This window comes from Microcoleus sp. C2D2, from assembly GCF_036702495.1.
Classification (GTDB): domain Bacteria; phylum Cyanobacteriota; class Cyanobacteriia; order Cyanobacteriales; family Microcoleaceae; genus Microcoleus.
Map to the genome: position 1 here is coordinate 1 of NZ_JAUBTO010000065.1, position 19524 is coordinate 19524.

Below are 19524 nucleotides of genomic sequence, written 5' to 3' on the forward strand. Positions count from 1 at the left end.
TGCAATGTGCAAGATCATTTCAGGGCTATTGAAAGCCCACACTGTACCTGTACTCAGGTCAGTGCTGGGTAATTTACGTAATCGCAAATCTGCTCACCAATGCTATAAAATTTGTGGAAGGCGCACCGCCCCAAGTGCTGATCTGGGCTGAGGAAATAGAGCAGCCTCAAGAGGGAGAGACAGCAGGAGAATTGGAAATGGGAACAGTGGGGCAGTGGGAGCATTCCCAGTTACTGATTGCCAGTTGCCTATTGCCAGTCCCCATAATCCGTCTGTGGGTAGAAGACAACGGCATCGGTATTGCTCCAGAACATCAAAAACGCATTTTTCGGGTTTTTGAACGGCTGCACGGTATCGAGTCTTACCCCGGAACTGGTATAGGATTAGCTATTGTAAAAAAAGGAGCCGATCGCATGGGCGGTCAAGTAGGCGTGGAATCTCAATTAGGACAAGGCAGTCGATTTTGGATAGAACTGAGGAAGCATGAGGCAAACGCAGACGATTTTGCTGGTGGAAGATAACCCCGTTGATGTTTTGTTGATGCAGCGGGCTTTTCGGAATGAGACTTTTGCTAATACTTCGCTGCAAATTGTCCGAGATGGAGATGCAGCGGTTTTTTATTTAAATGGTGACGGAGAGTACAGCGATCGCGATCGCTATCCTTTACCTGCGATAATTTTACTAGACTTGAAATTGCCCAGGCGATCGGGTCACGAGGTTCTGGTTTGGCTGAAGCAGCACCCGGAACTAAAACGCCTGCCGGTGGTTATGCTTACTTCTTCTAGGCAAACACTTGATGTCAAGCGAGCTTACGATTTAGGGGTGAATTCTTATTTGGTTAAACCCATCGGGTTTGCTTCTCTATTGGAAATGATGCAGAGTTTTAGCGAGTATTGGCTCAACTATACCGAACTGCCGGAACCTAGAGAATTTTTGGGTTTGTAGTGGCGGTTCCCCGGTTTTTCTTCCTCGTTTCCTCGTTACCAGACTCTTCCTGGTAAGCAGGAAATTAAGTTTCTATTCAGGAAGCCCGTCTTCTATCATCTTAAAGGGGCGACCTCCAACATTTTTATAAGCGATCGATCCGCACTTTATCTGAGAGCCAAATTATCAATAGTTAAAGTGGTACACATTCTGGTAATTGATGATAACCCAACGGATCGGCTGCTCGTCAAACGCGAGTTAGAGCGGCAATTATCGCAATTGCAAATAACGGAAATTGGCGACGATAGATTATTCGGGGAAGCACTGAGACGAGGCGGATTCCATCTAGTAATTACCGACTACCAACTGCGCTGGACGAACGGTTTAGATGTGCTTAGAACTATCAAAGCCACTTATCCAGAATGCCCGATCGTAATGTTTACGAATACTGGCAACGAAGAAATTGCTGTAGAGGCGATGAAATCCGGATTGGACGACTACATTATCAAGTCGCCGAAGCACTGCGTCCGCCTTGGCGTTGCGGTTCGCGCAGTGCTTGACCGAGTTGCCGCCTGGAAACGAGTCGCCCGACTGGAAAATCAACTTAATTCTCTGCTAGAACGCTTAAATGTCGGAGTTTTTCGAGCGACTTCCGAGGGAAATCTTTTGGAAAGCAATCAAGCTTTTTTGCACTTGTTTGATGCCAGCAATTTAGCAGATGTCCAAGGCATCTATCGGCAGCAATTGTTTTTGCAACCGCTAGATTCAGGGGAGTCTCGATCTCAAAACCTCGAAATTACCTTTCCTTTGGCAGACGGTCGAGTAAAATGGATTCGGTTTACTCAATATCTCTACAGCGCAGAAGGTGAAAGTACGATCGAGGGATTGGTTGAAGATGTTACGGAACTCAAGCAGGCTGAACTTGCTTTGCGCGAATTTAATGAAACTTTGGAAGATCGGGTGAGAGAGCGTACTGCTGAGTTAGAAGAAGTTAACGCACAGCTCGAATCGTTTACCTATTCAGTTTCTCACGACTTGCGCGCTCCTGTGCGGGGAATTTCGTTTTTTGTGGAAATGTTGCTCAAAGATAAAGTTAGCGACTTGGATGCTAGCGCACAGGATTACTTGTATCGGATTGCGGACGCTGCAAGTCTGATGAATACTTTAATCGAAAATTTGCTAGAGTACAGCCGCCTCAGCAAAGCTAACTTACCGCTAAAAGCAGTCTCTCTTAATTTAATTGTGGCTCGCTCGATCGCGCAACTAGAGACCGAAATTGCCCAAAAACAAGCTCGGATAACGGTTGTCGAACCGCTACCTGCGGTGTTGGCACATCCTTCTACGCTGCTGCAAGTCTTGGCTAACTTGCTCTCCAATGCTATTAAGTTCGTGCAGCCTGGGATAGCTCCCGAGGTGCGAGTTTATGCAGAAGCTGAGGAGGAATATATATATCTTTGGGTAGAAGACAACGGCATTGGTATTGCAGAGAAATCTCAAGAGAGGATTTTTGGGTTGTTCGATCGCCTGCACGGTCAAGAAGTGTATCCAGGGACGGGAATCGGGCTGGCGATAGCGAAGAAAGGAGTCGATCGGATGGGCGGTGCGATCGGGCTGGAATCGACTCTGGGAACCGGCACCCGCTTCTGGGTAAAATTGCGCAAGTGCGATTTTTGAAGAAGGAAGCTCGGCAATAGATTTTACTAGAAAAATTGGGTTTAAAGCCCCGTCCTTATAGGACGGCTTTAGTTTCTATAAAGTGTAAAGAATGATTAAACATACGCATTTTGTAAACATAGTGTTTCGTAATACGGTAAGATATTTGCATGATAACATTAGAGTTTAAGTTGAAAGGCAAAGCGAAGCAATACCAAGTCATTGACGAGATGATTAGGACGGCTCAATTTGTCCGAAATAAAACTCTTAGGTATTGGACAGAGAATCAAGGGGTTAAGTTAGTTGACCTGTACAAACAATGCGCAATTATGGCAAAAGAGTTTGAATGGGCAGGTAAGCTTAATTCGATGGCACGTCAGGCTTCTGCCGAACGTGCCATTTTTGCTATCCAACGTTTTTTTGCTAATTGCTTTCGCCAAGAAACCAGGAAAAAAGGGATACCCGCAGTTCAAGAAACACACTCGTTCGGTCGAATACAAAACGTCAGGATGGCTACTTTCTACCGACAAAAGATGTCTGACATTTAAAGACGGTTTTGCTGCTGGGAAGTTTAAGTTGCTCGGTAATATGGATTTGCATTTCTCTCCGCCTGACGAGCTCAAACGAATCAGAGTTGTGCGTCGTGCCGACGGCTACGGAGCCCAATTCTGTATTAACGTGGAGCGAAAAGAGGAGCCTATTCTCACAGGTATTGCTATTGGGATAGATGTGGGATTGAACCACTTTTATACTGATAGCGATGGTGAGAGGGTTGCCAACCCTCGCTATCTTCGTAAAAGTGAAAAAGCTTTGAAAAGATTGCACGATCGGATTGCTCGAAAGAAGAAAGGTTCTAGCAATCGAAGAAAAGCGATCGAGAAGTTAGGAAGGAAACACCTGAAAGTCAGCAGGCAGCGCAAAGACTTCGCCATTAAGACGACGCCCGGCGTAATAAAATAAGCGCGATTTTGTAGCCTAGGTCGATCTTCAGGTGCGGAATATGGTGAAAAACCATAAGCTTGCTAAATCAATTAGTGATGCAGCGCGGTCACAATTTGCTCTTCGGGTTAGAATACTTTGTCCAAGAGTACGACAGAACAGTAATTGCTGTTGCACCTGCGTACACTTCTTTCGACTGTTCAAGCTGTGGCAATACTGTCTTGAAAACATTTTCAACTCGCACCCATATTTGCGGTTGCGGTACGACATTGGATCGGGATCGCAACGCTGGTCGCAATATTTTGGCTAAAGGGTTGAAGCAAGCAGGAATCACTTTAAATACGGCGGGGCACGCCGAAATTAACGCTTGGGGACAGACCGATCTCTACTCGTTGGTGGCAGCAAAACAGAGATAAGTTCGACCGATCGATCCAAGAATCCTCGCGTCTTCAGACGCCCGGAGTGTCAAAAGCTGTAAGATATAATAAAATACAAGCAAATACAATCAACTTATTTGCCAGTCTAATTAACCAGCCAAGTAAATATTCAAATTATCGAGATTGCTTCATAACATATTCTTAGATTAAAGAATGTTTGCGCCAATACCAAAAGTAAAAGCCCAATGCTGTCAATTCTGTTAATCGACGACAACCCGAACGATCGCCTGATGATAGATCGAGAACTGAGGAAAACTTTTCCCGATTTAGAAATTAAGTCGGTTATTGATATCCAAACTCTCGAACAAATCCTGAGGGCCGGGGGTTTTGACATAGTAATTACCGACTACCAACTTCACTGGAGCGACGGATTAACTATTCTCCACAAAGTTCAAAGCCGCTACCCAAATTGTCCGGTAATTATGTGTACTGACAGCGGCAGCGAACAAGTGGCAGTCGAAGCTATGAAAGCGGGTTTGAGCGATTACGTCTTCAAAGGGCGGCAGTTCAAGCGACTGGCGGGGGCCGTGGGCGAAAGCTTGAAAAAAAAGCAGTTGCGCGAGAACTACGCGAAAACGTCGGCGCAGTTGGCAATTTCGGAGGAAAGGCTGAGGTTGGCGATCGAAGCCTCGAAAATGGGAACTTGGGATTGGAATTTATTAAATGGCGAGGTCGTTTGGTCCGAGGGACACGAACTGTTATTGGGGTTGGAAAAAGGCAGTTTTGGGGGAACTTACGAAGCGTTTTTTGCCTGCATTCACCCGGATGACCGGGCCTCGATCGCCGGGGCTGTTGCCTTTGCTTTAGAAAACAAAATAGAATACCAATACGAATTTAGAGTCGTGTGGCCCGACGGCAGCTTGCACTGGATCGCGAGTAGGGGCAAGTTTTTTGATGATGATACGGGTAAATCGGTGCGATCGATCGGCGTGGTTTGGGATATTACCGATCGCAAATTATCGGAAGCGCGGGTGCAAGAAAGCGAGGAAAATTTGCGCTTTGCTCTAGAAGCAGCTAACACGATCGCTTTTACCTGGGATGTGGCATCGGGGGAAGTCCGCCGTTCGTCCAATGCCGAAACACAGATGGGTTTGGGCCCAGATAGCACCTGCGGTACTTTTGAGCAAAAAAAGAATGCAGTGCATCCAGAAGACCGCGAAAGGTTTTTGGCAGATTTGGATGCCGCACTCACGGGCACGGGAGTTTACGAGTCGGAATACCGCAAACTGCGACCCGACGGGTCAGTGATTTGGCTTCACGACAAAGGGCGGATGGTTTTTGACGCATCGGGTAAACCCCTTCGGCTGTTCGGCGTGGCGATCGACATTACGGACCGCAAACAGTTAGAATACGACCGGTCGCGGGCGTTGGCGCGCCAGCAGTCGTATTTGCGCCGCCTGCAAAAGTTAACCTCCGCGTCAGTTGCCATCAACTCCACACTGTCGGTGGGAGAAATACTTCAGTTAGCAGCAGATAGCGCCCGCCAAATTCTCGAAGTCCACCAGGTAGCGGTCAACCTCGACCCTTCCACCCACTGGGATGCGGGAATTAGCAAGTTTTCCATGTCAGAAAAATACGCCGCGTGGCAAGATTACTGCCAAGAACCAGACGGTACGGGCATTTACCAGGAAGTGTGCCAGCAGCAACAGGCGATGCGGATGACTCAAAGCGATTTAGAAGCTCACCCGGGCTCGCAGGGGTTCGCCGAGGCTGCGGGCAAGCACCGGCCGATGCGGGGCCCGCTGGCCGTACCGCTAACGGCTCGGGACGGCAGAAATCTGGGATTGATTCAGTTGTCGGACAAGTACGAGGGGGAGTTCGCCGAAGATGATGAAACTATTTTAATGCAGTTGGCTCAGGCGGTGTCGGGGGCGATCGACAATGCCCGACTTTACGAGGAATCTCAGCAGGCAAATCGCATGAAAGATGAGTTTTTGGCAACTCTTTCTCACGAGCTGCGATCGCCCTTAAACGCCATTTTGGGCTGGGCGCAAGTGCTGCGCCACCGCAGATTGAATCCGGCTGCTACTGAGCGGGCTTTGTCCACTATTGAGCGAAATGCTAAATTGCAAACTCAATTGATTGATGATTTGCTCGATATTTCTAGAATTATTCGCGGCAAGTTGACTTTGAATCCTTGTGCGGTAAATATAATTTCTCTGGTGGAAGGAGCGGTGAATGCGGTGCGGTTGGCCGCCGATGCTAAGTCGATCGATTTGCGGTTTGCAATTATAGATTTGGGCTGGGAAACTGCTGGCTTGAACGAACCCGGGGAGGTTTCTGGCAATCGTGAATATCAGTTAAATCCGAGATTTTGGGTATCAGGAGACCCCGGCCGCTTGCAGCAAGTGATTTGGAATTTGCTGACAAATGCGATTAAGTTTACGCCGCGCGGGGGGCGAGTTGAAATCCGGCTTTCGAGAGTTGATTCGGAGATTGAGCTGTCTGTTACCGACACCGGAATTGGGGTGGCTGCGAATTTTTTGCCTTACGTGTTTGAGTCTTTCCGGCAAGCCGATGCTACGATTACTCGCAATTATAACGGTTTGGGGCTGGGGCTGGCGATCGTCCGGCAGTTGGTGGAACTCCACGGCGGCACGGTTTGGGCCCAGAGTCCGGGACTGGATATGGGATCGACTTTTACATTCCGTCTCCCTTCGATGCAGGTAAATTCGATGGCGGGCGAGGAAGAGCAAGTTTTGGCTGGCGCTGGTAATTTACTGGGAGTTAAAATTTTGCTGGTTGATGACGAGGTTGATTCGCGGGAATTTATGAGGTTTGTCTTGGCAGATTCCGGGGCCGCTGTCAGGGCTGCATCGTCTGCTGCTGAGGCGTTTGAGCTGGCCCAGCAGTTTGGGCCGGATGTTTTGGTCAGCGATATCGGGATGCCGGAGGAAGATGGCTATTCGCTGCTACGAAGGCTGCGCTCTTTGAACACCCACGGAGGGAAATTTGGGGCGATCGCTCTGACGGCTTATGCTAGGGATGAAGACCGCGATCGTGCTTTTGCTGCGGGTTTCGATCGGCATCTGTCTAAACCTGTGCAAGCCGATGTCTTGGTAGAGACTATAGTCAAGTTGAGGGAGCAAGAGCTAACAACTTAAAAAACTCAATTAATAATCGGTAATGGGGAATTGGTAATTGGTAATTGCCAATTGGCAATTGTGCGTCGCGAAAGAAACTGCTTTCTTTATAAGAAAGTAGGCTTTCATCCCTGTGGCTTCAGCCCAGGGATGAAAGCCACTCCGCAGGGTAAACCCTGCCGTGAATTTTTCTTTTTGTGGTTCAGGCAAAGAATCTATCCATTCATCCACGAGACTGCTAATAGTTCTATCTGATTGAGCAGACAATAAGAGTAACTGATTGTAACGCTTTTTAGTTAGCCTAATATTTGATCTTTTGTACTTCATTAATGCCTGACAATGGCTATACAATCATGTTACTATAGCAGTTAACAGGAGCAATTACCAAGGAGGTGATAATGCAATGCTGGTATTAGAGTACAAAGCAGTAGTTAGCCAAAAGCAAGAATTAGCTATTAATGAAGCTATTAGAACTATTCAGTTCATCAGAAACAAGGCTATACGCTATTGGATGGATGCGCCCAAAGAAGCCAAGCTCAATAAGATAGCTTTGAATAATTACAAGGGCAGCATTGCGAAAATAATTTAAGTTTGTAGAATAACTCAATTCAATGGCGTGTCAGTCTGCCACTGAAAGAGCCTGGATAGATATTGATAGATTTTACAGTAATTGTCAATCCCAAAAACAAGGAAGAAAAGGCTTTCCGAGGTTCCAGAAAAATAACCGCGAGCGTGGAATATAAAACTAGCGGCTGGTCACTTCATCCAACAAAACGGCGTATCACTTTTACCGACAAAAAAGGTATTTGTGAAGTTAAATTATTGGGAAAATAGGAGATTAATACATATTCTGTAAAATCTCTCAAACGAGTCCGAATCCTTAAACGGACTAATGGTTTTTATGTTGAATTTTGCTTGGCTATAGAAGTTCAATCAGAACCTAGAATAGCTGACGGTGAAATTGGCTTAGACGTTGGACTAGAGTATTTCTATTCTGATTCCAATGGACACCACGAACCAAATCCACAGTTTTTAAAGAAAGCAGAAAAAGCGATTAAATACGCTCAAAAACAGATTTATAAAAAGGAGAAAGGAAAGAGCCAGCGACGAAAAACACGGGCCAGATATGCTCGAAAACATTTAAGAGTAAGTAGACAACGGAGCGAACACGCAAAAAGAGTGGCGCGTAACGTGTGCAAGGCTAACGCCTTAGTAGTCTATGAAGATTTAAATGTTAAGAACCTGGTAAAAAATCATTGCCTTGCCAAGTCTATAAATGATGTAGCTTGGGCTGCTTTCCGTCAATGGTTAGAATATTTTGCTGTTAAATTTGGTAGCGAATTGCTGTTGCGGTTCCACCTCATTACACATCACAAAAATGCAGTGATTGTGGTGCAATAGTTAAGAAAACTCTGTCAACTCGCACCCATAAATGTAGTTTTGGATGTGAGTTACAGAGAGATAGGAATGCAGCAATAAATATTCTCAATTTAGGTAAAAATAGGTTGGGGTACAGCCGAATTAACGCTACAGGAGATGGAACCGCTACTCTACTTGGGGCAACCATGGTTGAGCAAGTTTTGTCGATGAATGTAGAATCCCCGCGTCTTTAGACCGGGGAGTGTCAATAGTTTGGGTTAATATGCTAAGATATCCAAAAACCACGGTAATGTAAGTGGACAAACTTCAGACAGACATAGAGGCAATTTACTCTCAGATTGAGGAATTGCGCCGGGAACGCCAGCAGCTTAGCAATGCCGCTATCGCCCCCGCCGGGGATTCGCCCCAAGCGATAGCCGATGCTTACCGCCGTCACGCGAGGGAAACAGCACAAGTGTCTGCAGAAGTCAAGGGGATTGATGATGCCATCGCCGCTCTGTCTGCTCAACTGAGTCAGAAAAAGCAGCAGTCGGTAAACTTGCAAAGAAGCAGTCCGATGGAGCAGCAAGTTGAAGAAGGAAGAGCGCAAGCGAGGGGACACGCGGAACGGATTAATGAACTGGCGGCCGAACTGGCGGCGGAAGTGAAGGGACTCAAAGCCATCGCCGACCAAATTAGTCCCAGCTACTGGCAGGTTTATTACAAGCCTTTTATTACTGGTTTTAAGAGTATTTCTGTTCCCTACGTGCGCTCCGACGGGGATGTTTGGACTATTGTCAATCGAGTAGTTTAGAGAGGCTGCGGGAGCAGAAATAAGAAGCACTCAAGACAATTTTTTTCCTGTCCCTATTCCTGTCCCTCAACCCCGCAGCAGTTGCTTAATAGTACCGACCAATTCCTGAGGGTGAAATGGCTTGGCAATGTAAGCGTCGGCTCCCTGTTTCATTCCCCAGTAGCGATCGAACTCTTCGCTTTTGCTCGAACACATTACCACCGGCAAATTTTGAGTTTTAGGGTCGCTTTTGAGCCGGCGACAGACTTCGTAGCCGTTCATCCGGGGCATCACGATATCCAGAACGACTAAATCCGGGCGGTTAGCCTTGATTTGCTCTAGAGCTTCTACGCCATCACTCGCTACCGTGACGTTGAGTCCTCTACCTTTGAGCAAGTCGGCGATCATCTCCCGCAGAGTGACGCTATCATCAACAACCATAACTGTACTCATAGAATAATCCCTACCAAGTTTCTGGGTTGAAACGTTCACATTAACGTTTACACTAACGTTCACCTTCAAAGGTGTCTTTTCCTGATTGAGATTGCGCTCTGCTAGATGTAGTTTACCCACTTTTGCTCATTTCTCAATCATTTTATGAGTAATTATCGCAAAATTAAAGCTCCGCGCAATCTCGGTTGACACACGAGGCTCTGTCAGTTAGTCTATCATTTTCTTTCTCAAATGGTACTTTTATCAAAAAATGAGGGTGTAGCTTGGTTGTGCGTTTCCGGTTGAGGACGGCGGCGCTGCGCCGCCTGCATCAAAATTTGTCTAATTAGGATTTTTCGTACCTAAAGCCGATAGTTTTTGGTCGTAGAGCGTCTTTAAAACGACCGGGCGCTGCCTGTAGCTGTGACCGGAGTTTTTGCAGCCGTTAGCAACGACTCCCAAGACGGAAGCTCCAGAAATTTTTAATTCTTCTAAAACTTTACGAACTTGCGATCGGTCTGTTTTCCCAATTTGCACGACCATGATCGTAGCGTCTGTGTGAGCTGCGATCAAGTGGGAGTCTGCCAATCCTGCTAGGGGCGGGGTGTCATAAATCACTAAGTCAAAAAATGCTTGAAATTGCTCCATCAGATAGTGCATTTTTTTGGAAGAAAGAAGCTTGATCGGATCGGGGGGAATGTGACCGGCGGTGAGTACGAACAAATTGTCTTGGTTCGGCGCTCGCTGAATCGCATCGTTGAGGCTGATGTCTGTGGAGATGGCATCGCCCAGACCGCGCAGGTTTGGCAGTCCTAACTTAGCGTGCAGTTGCGGGCAGCGCAAATCTGCATCTACTAACAATACTCGCTGTCCGACTGCTGCTGCTGTGGCGGCCAGGTGCAAAGCTACTGTTGATTTGCCGTCTCCGGCTACGGCCGAGCTGACTAAGAGCGATCGAATCGCCGTACCTGCAGTGAGCAAGTGAATGTTCGTGTAGAGCGATCGAAATGCTTCTAAAAATTGATAGTCCAAGTCGCTCAAAATACTTTGCCCCCCGAGCCTCCCAGCAGTAGGTCGAGCTTGGCCCGGTTCGACTACTTCCACTTTCTTGTTCGAGCCAGCCGGTGTGAGTTTCATCGGTGTGGGCGGTCGGCGCTTGATTTTTTTGGTAAACGGAATCACCCCTAGTATCGGCAATCTTGTGGCTATTCTCAGTGATTCTGGAGTGTGGAAAACAGTATTTAGTACCTCTACGAGCAAGCCGACTGCTATGCCCAGCAGACCGCTTAAAATTACTGCCAGCGCTAACTGTTTTTTGGTTTGTTTGACGGTAGCTGTTATATACCTGCCGAATTTGTCTAGCGGAATTTCCGGAGGATTGATCAGCACCCAGGGTATTTGCTGCTGAGCTGCATCGATCCGCAAGGCTTCTCGTTTTGCCAAGAAGTCCGAAAAACTCTTAGTAACTACTTGCAGTTCCCGCTGTAAATTGTCGTATTGTCTGGTTGTCACTGAAAAATTTCTAATTTTTTGGTTGAGAGCATTTTGCACAGCAGTCATTTCGCGATCGCGCGCTTCTAATTCTTTGATTTGGGTCTCCAAATTTCCCATCACCACTTCTCTTGCTTGTTGAGTGGCGGTTAAAATCAGTTCTTCCCGAGTTTTTCGCAGTGCTAAAATTGGCAAACTGTCTTCTCTGTACTGAGCTAATTTTATTGACAAATCCGAGTCTATTTTCTGAATTTGACCTAAGAGTCCGCCGTAAGCTTGTCCTTGGGTCATCAGTACCCCCTGGGGATTATTTTCGTTGAGTAAATTTTCATAGCTTTGGTAGAGGTTGCGCATCCCTTTTAGCTGTACTCGGATTTCTACTTGCCTGCCCCGAATGCCTTGAACTTGTTCAGACAGAGATTTTCCCTCTAGATCGGGTTCAAATAAGTTGCTCTGCTGCCGCAGTCTTTGGACTTGCAGTTGCAGAACTTCCACTCTTTCTCGGAGCTTGGGCATCTCCAGATCTATAAAATTAATGCCTTGATTAATGCCCATCAGCCGTTGCTGCAAGCTGTACTCTAGATAAGCTTTAGAAATTTTTTCCAATACGCCGTAAATTTTTTTGGGGTCTGAATCTTTGTAGCGAACTTCTAAAATTTTTGTGCCTTGCTGTTTGCCATCTTTTGCGTAGCTGAGGCGGTTGATCGACATTTTTGAGCTCAGTTCGCTATAGTTCATGTTGGGATACCAAGCTCGCAATTCCTGAATCACTGGCTGCATCATTTTGGGGCTGCGCAAAATTCTAATTTGGGTTTCGTAGTCTACTAAGCTAATTCCTTCTATATTAATTTTTGCTAAGTCGGCAGCGACGGTGTTGTCTAATTGTTTGGATAGCAAACCTTCAACCGTGGCTGGTTCTACTAACAGAGAAAATGAGCCTTCATACTCGAGCGTTATCTTTTTAGAAGAGATGAGGAGCGCTGTTCCTGCGAGGGCGCTCAAAGCAATGGTGACTGCTGCCATCACCAGGAAGCGGCGGCGCAGGACGCCTAACAGCCAGGACAAGTCTAGCTTTTCTTCCTCTGTCTCCTCGACCAAGTTATCTCTGTAGTTCTCTGTTGAGAACTCCGGCAGTTTGCCGTTTGATTTAGGTGTGAAGGGTTGGTAATCTTGTCTGCTATCCATATTCAGCCTAGGTATTTTTGAGGTTGATATTTTTGAGGTTGATATTTTTGAAGCTGCCGGGTCGCGACTGGGGAATCTTATTGTTTAGTTTATTCTAGCCTTTACGAGGAATTATCAACCTCACCAGCCGCGTTCTTACCTGAATAAAAATCGGAGAACGTTTACAAAATTTAACACTCCCGTAGCTGGCCCGACAGGCCCGATTACAGCGTTCATGCGGTCTACCAAGTTGGCGAGACCGCTGCGGGATACGATAATCATGTCGTTGTTGCGAAGTTGAGGATTGAGTTCTTCGTTAATTCCTTGAGTTAAATCGACTTCGATCGTCCGTTTAGTAGCTGTACCGTCGTTATTGAGGCGGACCAGCTCAACTTGATTCCTTCTAGCTCTCGTATTCTCGTAGCCAAAAAATCCTCTGGAAATTAAAGCCTGATTCAGCGTGGCATTAGCTGGGAGCCTCAGTGGATCGAGGGCTGTTTTGACTTCTCCTACTACATAAACGTTAATGCCGGGGGGAGCAAAGTTAGTGTTAGCCAGCACGCCAGCTTCTGCGGGGTTGACTATCGTGGCTTTGGGTACGACGATGGTGTCTCCCTCCTGGAGGATGGTATCTTGGGCGCCGTCGCCGGACTCCAGGAACTGCCACAGGTTGACTGGGATAATTTGTTCGCCTCTTCTGGTGACGCGGCGCACTTGGATTTGCCGGATGTCGGCATCGGGGGTGATGCCCCCGGCTAGCTGAATGGCGCGGATGACGGTGGGAAAGCCTTCTCGGGAGAGGTCGCTTGTGGTGTTGCCGCCGATGACGACGTAAGGCCCCGGGCGGTTGACTTGACCGACGATCGAGATCGATCGAGGTTTTTCTGGCGGCGGCGAAAAGTTGGATGTCGCAAATTGGCGAGCTTCTGCTTGGTTGAAGTTGGCGACTGTGGGAATCACGATTGTGTCTCTGTCTTGCAAAATGATATCTTGAGAAATGTCTCCTTCTTGCAGGAAATTCCACAGGTTGACGTTGAGCACTTGATCGGGGCCGTCTGGTTGGGGACGGCGGACGCGGATGTTGCGGATGTCGGCGACACCAGTGACCCCTTCTGCAAGTCTGATCGCTTGGGTAACGGTGGGGTACTGGACACTCGGCGCGACTCCCGGGCCGGGAGTCAGGGTGATGATGAAGTTTCCGGGTTTGGTGACTTCTCCGATGACGCCCACGTTGAGGGGGCGGGCGGCGACGAGGCTCACTGTGACTATGGGGTCTTTGAGGACGCGCCGGTAGGCGTTGCGGATGATATTGGTGGCTTCTACTAAGGTGCGGCCACGGATGGAGACCAGCCCGATCAGGGGCAGGTTGACTGAACCGTCGGAAAGGACTTCGTAGCCGCGAGTGAGGTCGGGTACTTCGAGTATTTCTACTAGAATGCGATCGCCACCGCCGAGTTTGTAGCTTTCGGGCGAGCGTCGAACACCCCCAGATTGTGCAGTGACTGTGTCGGGCCGCAATCGCACTTGCGCCTCCGCAGAAACCGGGAACCCGAGGGAAATACTCGCGCAGGCGATCGTCCCCAAGGTCAAACTCAAGAGGGGCGCGGTTATTTGTTTGGTAAAATCAGCGTTAATCACAGGCTACCTATTTTTTTGCTAGGATCATTCACCAGTTTAATCCCTTACCATTGAAATGCCATGTCGATCGCAGATACAGGGAAAAAAAATCCTCAAATTTTCTTCCCCTCCCTCCCAGGCACTTATGTATTCGCCAGAATTAAAGAAACCCTCGGTATTCCCGAATCCCTCTCCTCCTACCCAACCAACAGACTACTTAGATATGCAGCAGCTTACATAGAAGGCTCACGGGCGACAACAGCCTCGGTTTATTGTGTTATTTGGGTGGAATTAGCCCGCTGCTAAATTGATATTTTTATCACTGAGGGTAGATATTTATGGCGAGACTCATTAAGGATCTAATTCTCGGCAATAATTTGTTGCTAATTATATTGGGTTTGAGCGGATTGACGATCACTCTGTTCATATTTCAGATTGCCAGTAAAAAAAAATTAGGTGTAACTTTTGAAAAATGGTTTGCTGTTTTGTACATCTTCATATCTCCTCACGTCAATGTACCTCCTTTTAATTACCTACATTTTATAAATATTACTGCAACTGATGGCAGTAGTGTCAGTCAGCTTCCTTTTGTCTTTTATCCCTGGATAATGTTTGTTTTGTGCGGGAGAGTTATTAGTTTTTTAAAATTTAAGTTTGTCGAAGGATTATCATTTTTAGTGTTGAGAAATCCTTGTTTTTCGGTGTATTGTTTGCTACCAATAACATCCACACTGTGGTCCCTAGTTCCTGATATTACGGTGAAATCAGGAATGGCATTTACAGGCTTTACAGTTGTTTGTTTTTATGTAGGTGCGCGATATGAGTGGGACGAACTATCAGGCTTGGTGCGATGGGGCTATACCTCGGTCGGTATAGTTAGTGTTTTGCTGCACCCGAATGTGGGACGGGAATTTGCAGGGCTTACCAGCCACAAAAATTCTTTAGGCGGGCTCATGGTCATAAGTACAGCACTTTGGTATCTGCACTATTCCCAAGGCGCTAAAACTCAGAAAGAACGCTGGATAGCTCTGTTCTTCCTGTTCTTTTCATTTTATTTAGTGAGGGCTAGTAGCTCAGGGGGTTGTCTAGTTAATAGTTTGATGCTCCTATTTGTAGTATCATCTTTGAGTTTCCTCAGCAAGTTAAAGTTTCAATGGGCTTTTACTTCTCTTGTCGGTCTTACGGTCTTGGGAATCATTGGTAGCGTCTATATCATAGACAACTTAGAATCTATTGTTGTCGGAGGTTTGGGAAAGGATTTGACATTGACGGGGCGCACGGAGTTCTGGCCGCAATTGATCGCGGCCGCCAATCAGCGTCCTTGGTTTGGCTATGGATTTAATGGCTTTTTTGTACAAGATTTACTAGGCGATAAAACCCCAGCTTCTTTTGTATATACTCCGAGTGGATTTCAACCAAAAACTGCTCATAATGGCGGTATAGCAATATTGCTCTATTTCGGTTACCCGGGACTGATACTAATCTTAGTTTCTCTGGTGACTAATCTGATTTTTGCAGTGCGGGAACTGAGCCGTAGCCCGCTATCTCAAGCGGGAATACCGATTATTTACTTAGTGTTTATTATTTTGAATAACCTTACTGAAGGTTCTCTATGTGATATAGGGGATGTGTGGCTTGCCTACGTGTTAATAACAGTTAGACTCAGTATCGATAGTGGCAAATCTTCATCCAGCAACCACCGCAGTTACGGACGGGATTTGCCTCAGCTATCTGCATCCAGATTGAATCCCGATTAACTTGCAAAAGTTAAAAATCGATAGAACTATGATATACTATGTTAAGGAGCATGGTTTTTGATTAATTCCCCAGCGCTCTAAAAGTATATTTATTTCTGACAAGGACTCAAAACTTTCTGATGTTAGATAAGCTAAATGCGGTCAGTCAAAGGCTCGGTCCCGGCCTCCGCCAGGTACTCGGCAATCTGGCTTGGCTGTTGACAGACCAAATTTTGCAGATGGCTCTGGGTCTGCTGGTGGGAGTGTGGGTAGCTCGATATCTGGGCCCGGCACAATTTGGCTTGCTCAATTATGCGAGCGCCTTTGTGTCGCTGTTTTCCTCAGTGGCGACAATGGGATTGGGTACTCTGGTAGTGCGCGATATTGCTCGCAATCCCGACTGCAAAGAAGAGACTCTGGGGACTGCTTTCGCCATACAATTTGTAGGGGGAATCATCACTTTGCTGTTAACGGTGACAGTGATTTCTATATTGAACCCCAATGAGATTTTAACTCGCTGGTTGGTGGGGATTATCGCCGCCGGAACGATATTTCAGTCCTTTGAAACCATAAATTTTTGGTTTCAGTCGCAAGTTCAATCTAAGTATACGGTTGTTGCTAAGAATTCCGTATCTTTACTGGTGGCAGCACTGAGAATTGGATTGATTCAAATCAAAGCACCGTTGATTGCTTTTGCTTGGCTGAGGTTGGGAGAGGTGGCTTTCGCTGGTGTGGCGATCGCACTTGTCTATCAAAGCAGGGGAAATGATTTAAAACTGTGGCGAGTGAGTTGGCTGCGAGGCAAAGAACTACTTCAAGAAAGTTGGCCCCTGGTACTGTCTGGCTTGGCAGTTTTTATTTATTCCAAAATCGATCAAATTATGCTCGGTTCTTTAAATAAAACTGAATTGGGATATTACGCAGTTGCAGTCAAAGTGTCAGAAATTTGCGATTTTTTGCCCATGATTATTGCTTCTTCTATTTTCCCCAAACTGGCCAACTTAAGAGCTAAAAATTACGGCGAATATATAAAAAAGTTTCAGATTTACTCCGATTCTATGTTACTTTTGTGGTTGGGGGTTGCCTTACCAATCTCTCTGCTGGCTCCTTTCATAATCCAGATCCTTTACGGCGAGCAATACGCAGCTTCAGCTAGAGTGCTGTCAGTTTACGTTTGGGCTCAATTCGGGAGCAACTTCGGTATAGCTAGAAATGCCTATTTTGCTCTGGAAGGTCAACTTCGATATGGTCTTTACTTGACGGTTGTCGGTTCAATATTTAATATAGTATTGAACTCTCTGCTAATTCCTACTTATGGAGCTTTTGGAGCAACGGTGGCAACTTTGATAACTTATTTATATGTAATTATTTTAGTCAATTTTTTCATTAAAGAACTAAGACCTTTTGGTAATTTAATTCTAAATTCGCTAAATGTATACAAGGCGGCTTCCCGCTTGATAGGATTGATCAGATGATTAAAATTAAACCAAACATCGAACACCGATCGCACTGTCCCTATTCTGGCAAGGTACTCAAACCTGTCAAAGTATTGTGGCAAGGCACCCACGTCTGTGTTGTGTCTGAGTCTCCCGACGGCGGCGAAATCATTGACGAGTTGAGAATTGGTCACGCTGCTAAAACTGCTTACAGCATTAACTTAGCTCAAGGAAAAACTTTTGGTGATGACAAATATGCGGAAGAATTTTTAGCAAAACCTTTGCTCAAGTCTCTGCAAAATCCTCAAGCCGAACAGCTAGAAATTTCTCAAGAAATTTTCAAATCTTACGATCGGGTAATCGTATTAAACTGCATTGATTATCTTTACGGACACAGCCTTTTAAAGTTGCTGAACGCACAGAGGCATTTAGAATCTAATCCAGATTTTGGTTTGATTGTCATAGTCCAAAAATTTATGAGGTGGATGGTTCCCGAAGGAGTTGCCGAAGTCTGGACAGTGCCTATATCACTTAAAAATGGCGGATGTTACTATCCCAGCTTTGCTGAGTTTGTCAGTCAACAAATAGAACGTTTTGATGAAGTTTACGTCAGTGAAGCATATTCTCACCCCAGCCAATTTGATATTAGTAAATTTACGGGAGTTGCCAAACATGACTTTAACACATCTGAATATAAAATTACTTTTGTTTGGCGGGAAGATCGTCTGTGGTGCAATAAATGGCTGTTTCAAGTTTGCCGAAAGCTAAAGCTGCTGCAAATTCCTTTAACTATTCAAAATTGGAACGTGCGGAGGTTGTTTGCAAAGATGAAAAAACTGCTACCTTCAGCTAAATTTGCAGTTGCAGGTTTAGGGAGAAGCACTAATTTTCCTGAGTGGATTGAAGATTTTCGGGTGGAGAAGTTTGATGAAACAACTGAGCGAGAACTGTGTCAGGTTTACTCACAAAGTCGGTTGGCCATTGGTATTCACGGTTCCAATATGCTATTACCGTCGGGTCACGCTGGTATGACGATCGATATGATCGAGGAAAGGTGGGGAAACTTTGCTCAAGATATTTTATATCAAGAATCAGACCCCAGACTGTCTTCGTTTCGCTATCGATATCTGCCACTTCAGACTAGCTTGAGTAACTTAGCACATATTGCTTCAGAAATGATTCTCAAGCGATTGGATTTCTATTTTCACATGATGGGCGATTCCCTTCGGGATAGCTTCGCTTCACGGCTTTAATTAACCTCAAACTTTAAAAACAACAGGAGATATACGCCATGAACAACAGCGGCTCTGTTTACATAGTTACTGGAATGTGCTGTGATGAAGAAGGTCAGGAAAGTAAATATCCCCAGGGATCTGATGCTAAATCCTCATCGGAAAAATTTCAATCAGTTTACTGGCGATGTGCGGTGGTATATTTTGCTTCGAGCGTTAGAAATAACCCGGAAGCTGAGCATATCTTATTTACGAATGCCGATCGCGTTCCAAATATTGAAAGCTTTAACACCGTTGAGTTTTTCGACAAAATCGGAGTTAAAGTTGTCCAGATTCCATTTACCTATCAGCCGCCGCTGGAATACTTCCACGCATTCAGAAGTACGTTTTTTAAGTTTGACATTATTAAGTACTTGAAAAACCATTCAGAATTGGGCGATAGCTGCATTGCTTTGGACTCGGATTGCGTGTGGATAAACTCAGCAGATCGCACAATTGCCGATATCGAAAAACACGGTTTGACAACTTACGATCTAGAGGAACCAGATGACAAAATAATTAGCGGTTTAACCAGGCGGGAAATGCAGAAAATTTATCAAGAATTAGGCTATCAAGTAGACGATCCTCCCAAGTATTTTGGTGCAGAATTTATCGTTGGAAGCGGCAAACATATTAAAATATTGTCGGAGGAAATAGACTCTATTTGGAACATTTGCTTGCAAAGATATGCCGAAGGAAAAACCAAATTTAACACAGAAGAACAGATGCTCAGCTACATTTATAACAAGCTGGGATACGCTCGCAGCAGCGGCAACGCTTACTTCAATCGCATTTGGACATCGCATCTAATATATACGGCAACTGAGGCAGATCTAAACTTGGACGTGTGGCACTTACCAGCCGAAAAAGCATACGGAATTAAGCGACTGTTTGGACAAGTTGCTAATCCGAACTCGGATTTTTGGAATTTGCCTGTAGGAGAACAGTTTGCTAAATATGTTGCCGGTTATGTAGGCATCCCAAAACGCAATACTTCTAAGACTGTTCTGGATATGTTCGACAACAGAATGTCTGGCATAAAAAGGAGATTGTCGAAAGTAACAAGTGTTTTAAGTGCAAAATAAATAGCGGTAAGGTGCTTGTGGCGCACCCTACTAGATTCCCAGAAGGTAAGGTGCGCCACAAGCACCCTACTAGATTCGCAGCAATTACAATAGTGGAGTTGTGT

16 protein-coding genes and 1 pseudogene are annotated in these 19524 nt (G+C 45.9%); 13 read left to right on the top strand and 4 right to left on the bottom strand.

Annotated elements, in window-relative coordinates:
• The first annotated feature begins 80 nt into the window (after positions 1-80).
• The 6 genes from QUB61_RS20650 (at position 81) to QUB61_RS20675 (ending at position 7057) form a co-directional block, all read left to right on the top strand.
• Positions 81-521 (top strand): ATP-binding protein, encoded by a 441-nt coding sequence (locus QUB61_RS20650; RefSeq protein WP_333130079.1) that lies wholly within the window; start codon positions 81-83, stop codon positions 519-521.
• The gene (locus QUB61_RS20655) at positions 484-945 is read left to right on the top strand and encodes a response regulator (RefSeq protein ID WP_333129987.1); all 462 of its coding nucleotides are present in this window, start codon (positions 484-486) and stop codon (positions 943-945) included. The genes QUB61_RS20650 and QUB61_RS20655 overlap by 38 nt, the downstream gene beginning before the upstream one ends.
• Before the next feature lie 177 nt (positions 946-1122).
• Positions 1123-2598, top strand: coding sequence for an ATP-binding protein (locus QUB61_RS20660; RefSeq protein ID WP_333129989.1), 1476 nt, complete (start codon positions 1123-1125; stop codon positions 2596-2598).
• A gap of 372 nt (positions 2599-2970) precedes the next feature.
• On the top strand, positions 2971-3537 hold the full coding sequence (locus QUB61_RS20665; protein ID WP_333130081.1) for a transposase: 567 nt from the start codon (positions 2971-2973) through the stop codon (positions 3535-3537).
• Positions 3538-3596: 59 nt separating this feature from the next.
• A complete protein-coding gene (locus QUB61_RS20670) occupies positions 3597-3932 on the top strand; it encodes a zinc ribbon domain-containing protein (protein ID WP_333129991.1) in 336 nt (111 codons plus the stop codon).
• A gap of 206 nt (positions 3933-4138) precedes the next feature.
• The gene (locus QUB61_RS20675; protein WP_333129993.1) at positions 4139-7057 is read left to right on the top strand and encodes a response regulator; all 2919 of its coding nucleotides are present in this window, start codon (positions 4139-4141) and stop codon (positions 7055-7057) included.
• 9 nt (positions 7058-7066) lie between these two features.
• Here QUB61_RS20675 and QUB61_RS20680 read toward each other — a convergent pair whose 3' ends face one another.
• Positions 7067-7363, bottom strand: coding sequence for a hypothetical protein (locus QUB61_RS20680; protein ID WP_333129995.1), 297 nt, complete (start codon positions 7361-7363; stop codon positions 7067-7069).
• A gap of 76 nt (positions 7364-7439) precedes the next feature.
• Between QUB61_RS20680 and QUB61_RS20685 the strand changes: the two are divergent.
• Together QUB61_RS20685 and QUB61_RS20690 are read left to right on the top strand one after the other, a co-directional pair.
• A pseudogene (locus QUB61_RS20685) lies at positions 7440-8649 on the top strand (RNA-guided endonuclease InsQ/TnpB family protein).
• Positions 8650-8711: 62 nt separating this feature from the next.
• Complete coding sequence (locus QUB61_RS20690; protein ID WP_332960709.1) at positions 8712-9209, top strand: hypothetical protein; 498 nt, start codon at positions 8712-8714, stop codon at positions 9207-9209.
• Positions 9210-9275: 66 nt separating this feature from the next.
• Here QUB61_RS20690 and QUB61_RS20695 read toward each other — a convergent pair whose 3' ends face one another.
• The 3 genes from QUB61_RS20695 to QUB61_RS20705 all read right to left on the bottom strand — a co-directional run bounded on the left by QUB61_RS20695 (position 9276) and on the right by QUB61_RS20705 (position 13913).
• Positions 9276-9641 carry a response regulator transcription factor gene (locus QUB61_RS20695; protein WP_039886668.1) on the bottom strand — a complete coding sequence of 122 codons (366 nt, stop codon included), beginning with the start codon at positions 9639-9641 and terminating at the stop codon, positions 9276-9278.
• Between the two features lie 321 nt (positions 9642-9962).
• A complete protein-coding gene (locus QUB61_RS20700; protein WP_333129997.1) occupies positions 9963-12296 on the bottom strand; it encodes a polysaccharide biosynthesis tyrosine autokinase in 2334 nt (777 codons plus the stop codon).
• Between the two features lie 135 nt (positions 12297-12431).
• Complete coding sequence (locus tag QUB61_RS20705; protein ID WP_333129999.1) at positions 12432-13913, bottom strand: polysaccharide biosynthesis/export family protein; 1482 nt, start codon at positions 13911-13913, stop codon at positions 12432-12434.
• 60 nt (positions 13914-13973) lie between these two features.
• On the opposite strand from QUB61_RS20705, the gene QUB61_RS20710 reads away from it, so the two are divergent.
• The 5 genes from QUB61_RS20710 to QUB61_RS20730 all read left to right on the top strand — a co-directional run bounded on the left by QUB61_RS20710 (position 13974) and on the right by QUB61_RS20730 (position 19420).
• Positions 13974-14198 carry a hypothetical protein gene (locus QUB61_RS20710; protein WP_333130001.1) on the top strand — a complete coding sequence of 75 codons (225 nt, stop codon included), beginning with the start codon at positions 13974-13976 and terminating at the stop codon, positions 14196-14198.
• 32 nt (positions 14199-14230) lie between these two features.
• Positions 14231-15649, top strand: coding sequence for an O-antigen ligase family protein (locus QUB61_RS20715; RefSeq protein ID WP_333130003.1), 1419 nt, complete (start codon positions 14231-14233; stop codon positions 15647-15649).
• A 119-nt stretch (positions 15650-15768) separates the two neighbouring features.
• Positions 15769-17103, top strand: a complete 1335-nt coding sequence (locus QUB61_RS20720) for a flippase (protein WP_333130005.1) — start codon at positions 15769-15771, stop codon at positions 17101-17103.
• Positions 17100-18317, top strand: a complete 1218-nt coding sequence (locus tag QUB61_RS20725) for a hypothetical protein (RefSeq protein ID WP_333130007.1) — start codon at positions 17100-17102, stop codon at positions 18315-18317. The genes QUB61_RS20720 and QUB61_RS20725 overlap by 4 nt, the downstream gene beginning before the upstream one ends.
• Positions 18318-18355: 38 nt before the next feature.
• Positions 18356-19420 carry a hypothetical protein gene (locus QUB61_RS20730; RefSeq protein ID WP_333130009.1) on the top strand — a complete coding sequence of 355 codons (1065 nt, stop codon included), beginning with the start codon at positions 18356-18358 and terminating at the stop codon, positions 19418-19420.
• Positions 19421-19524 lie beyond the last annotated feature (104 nt).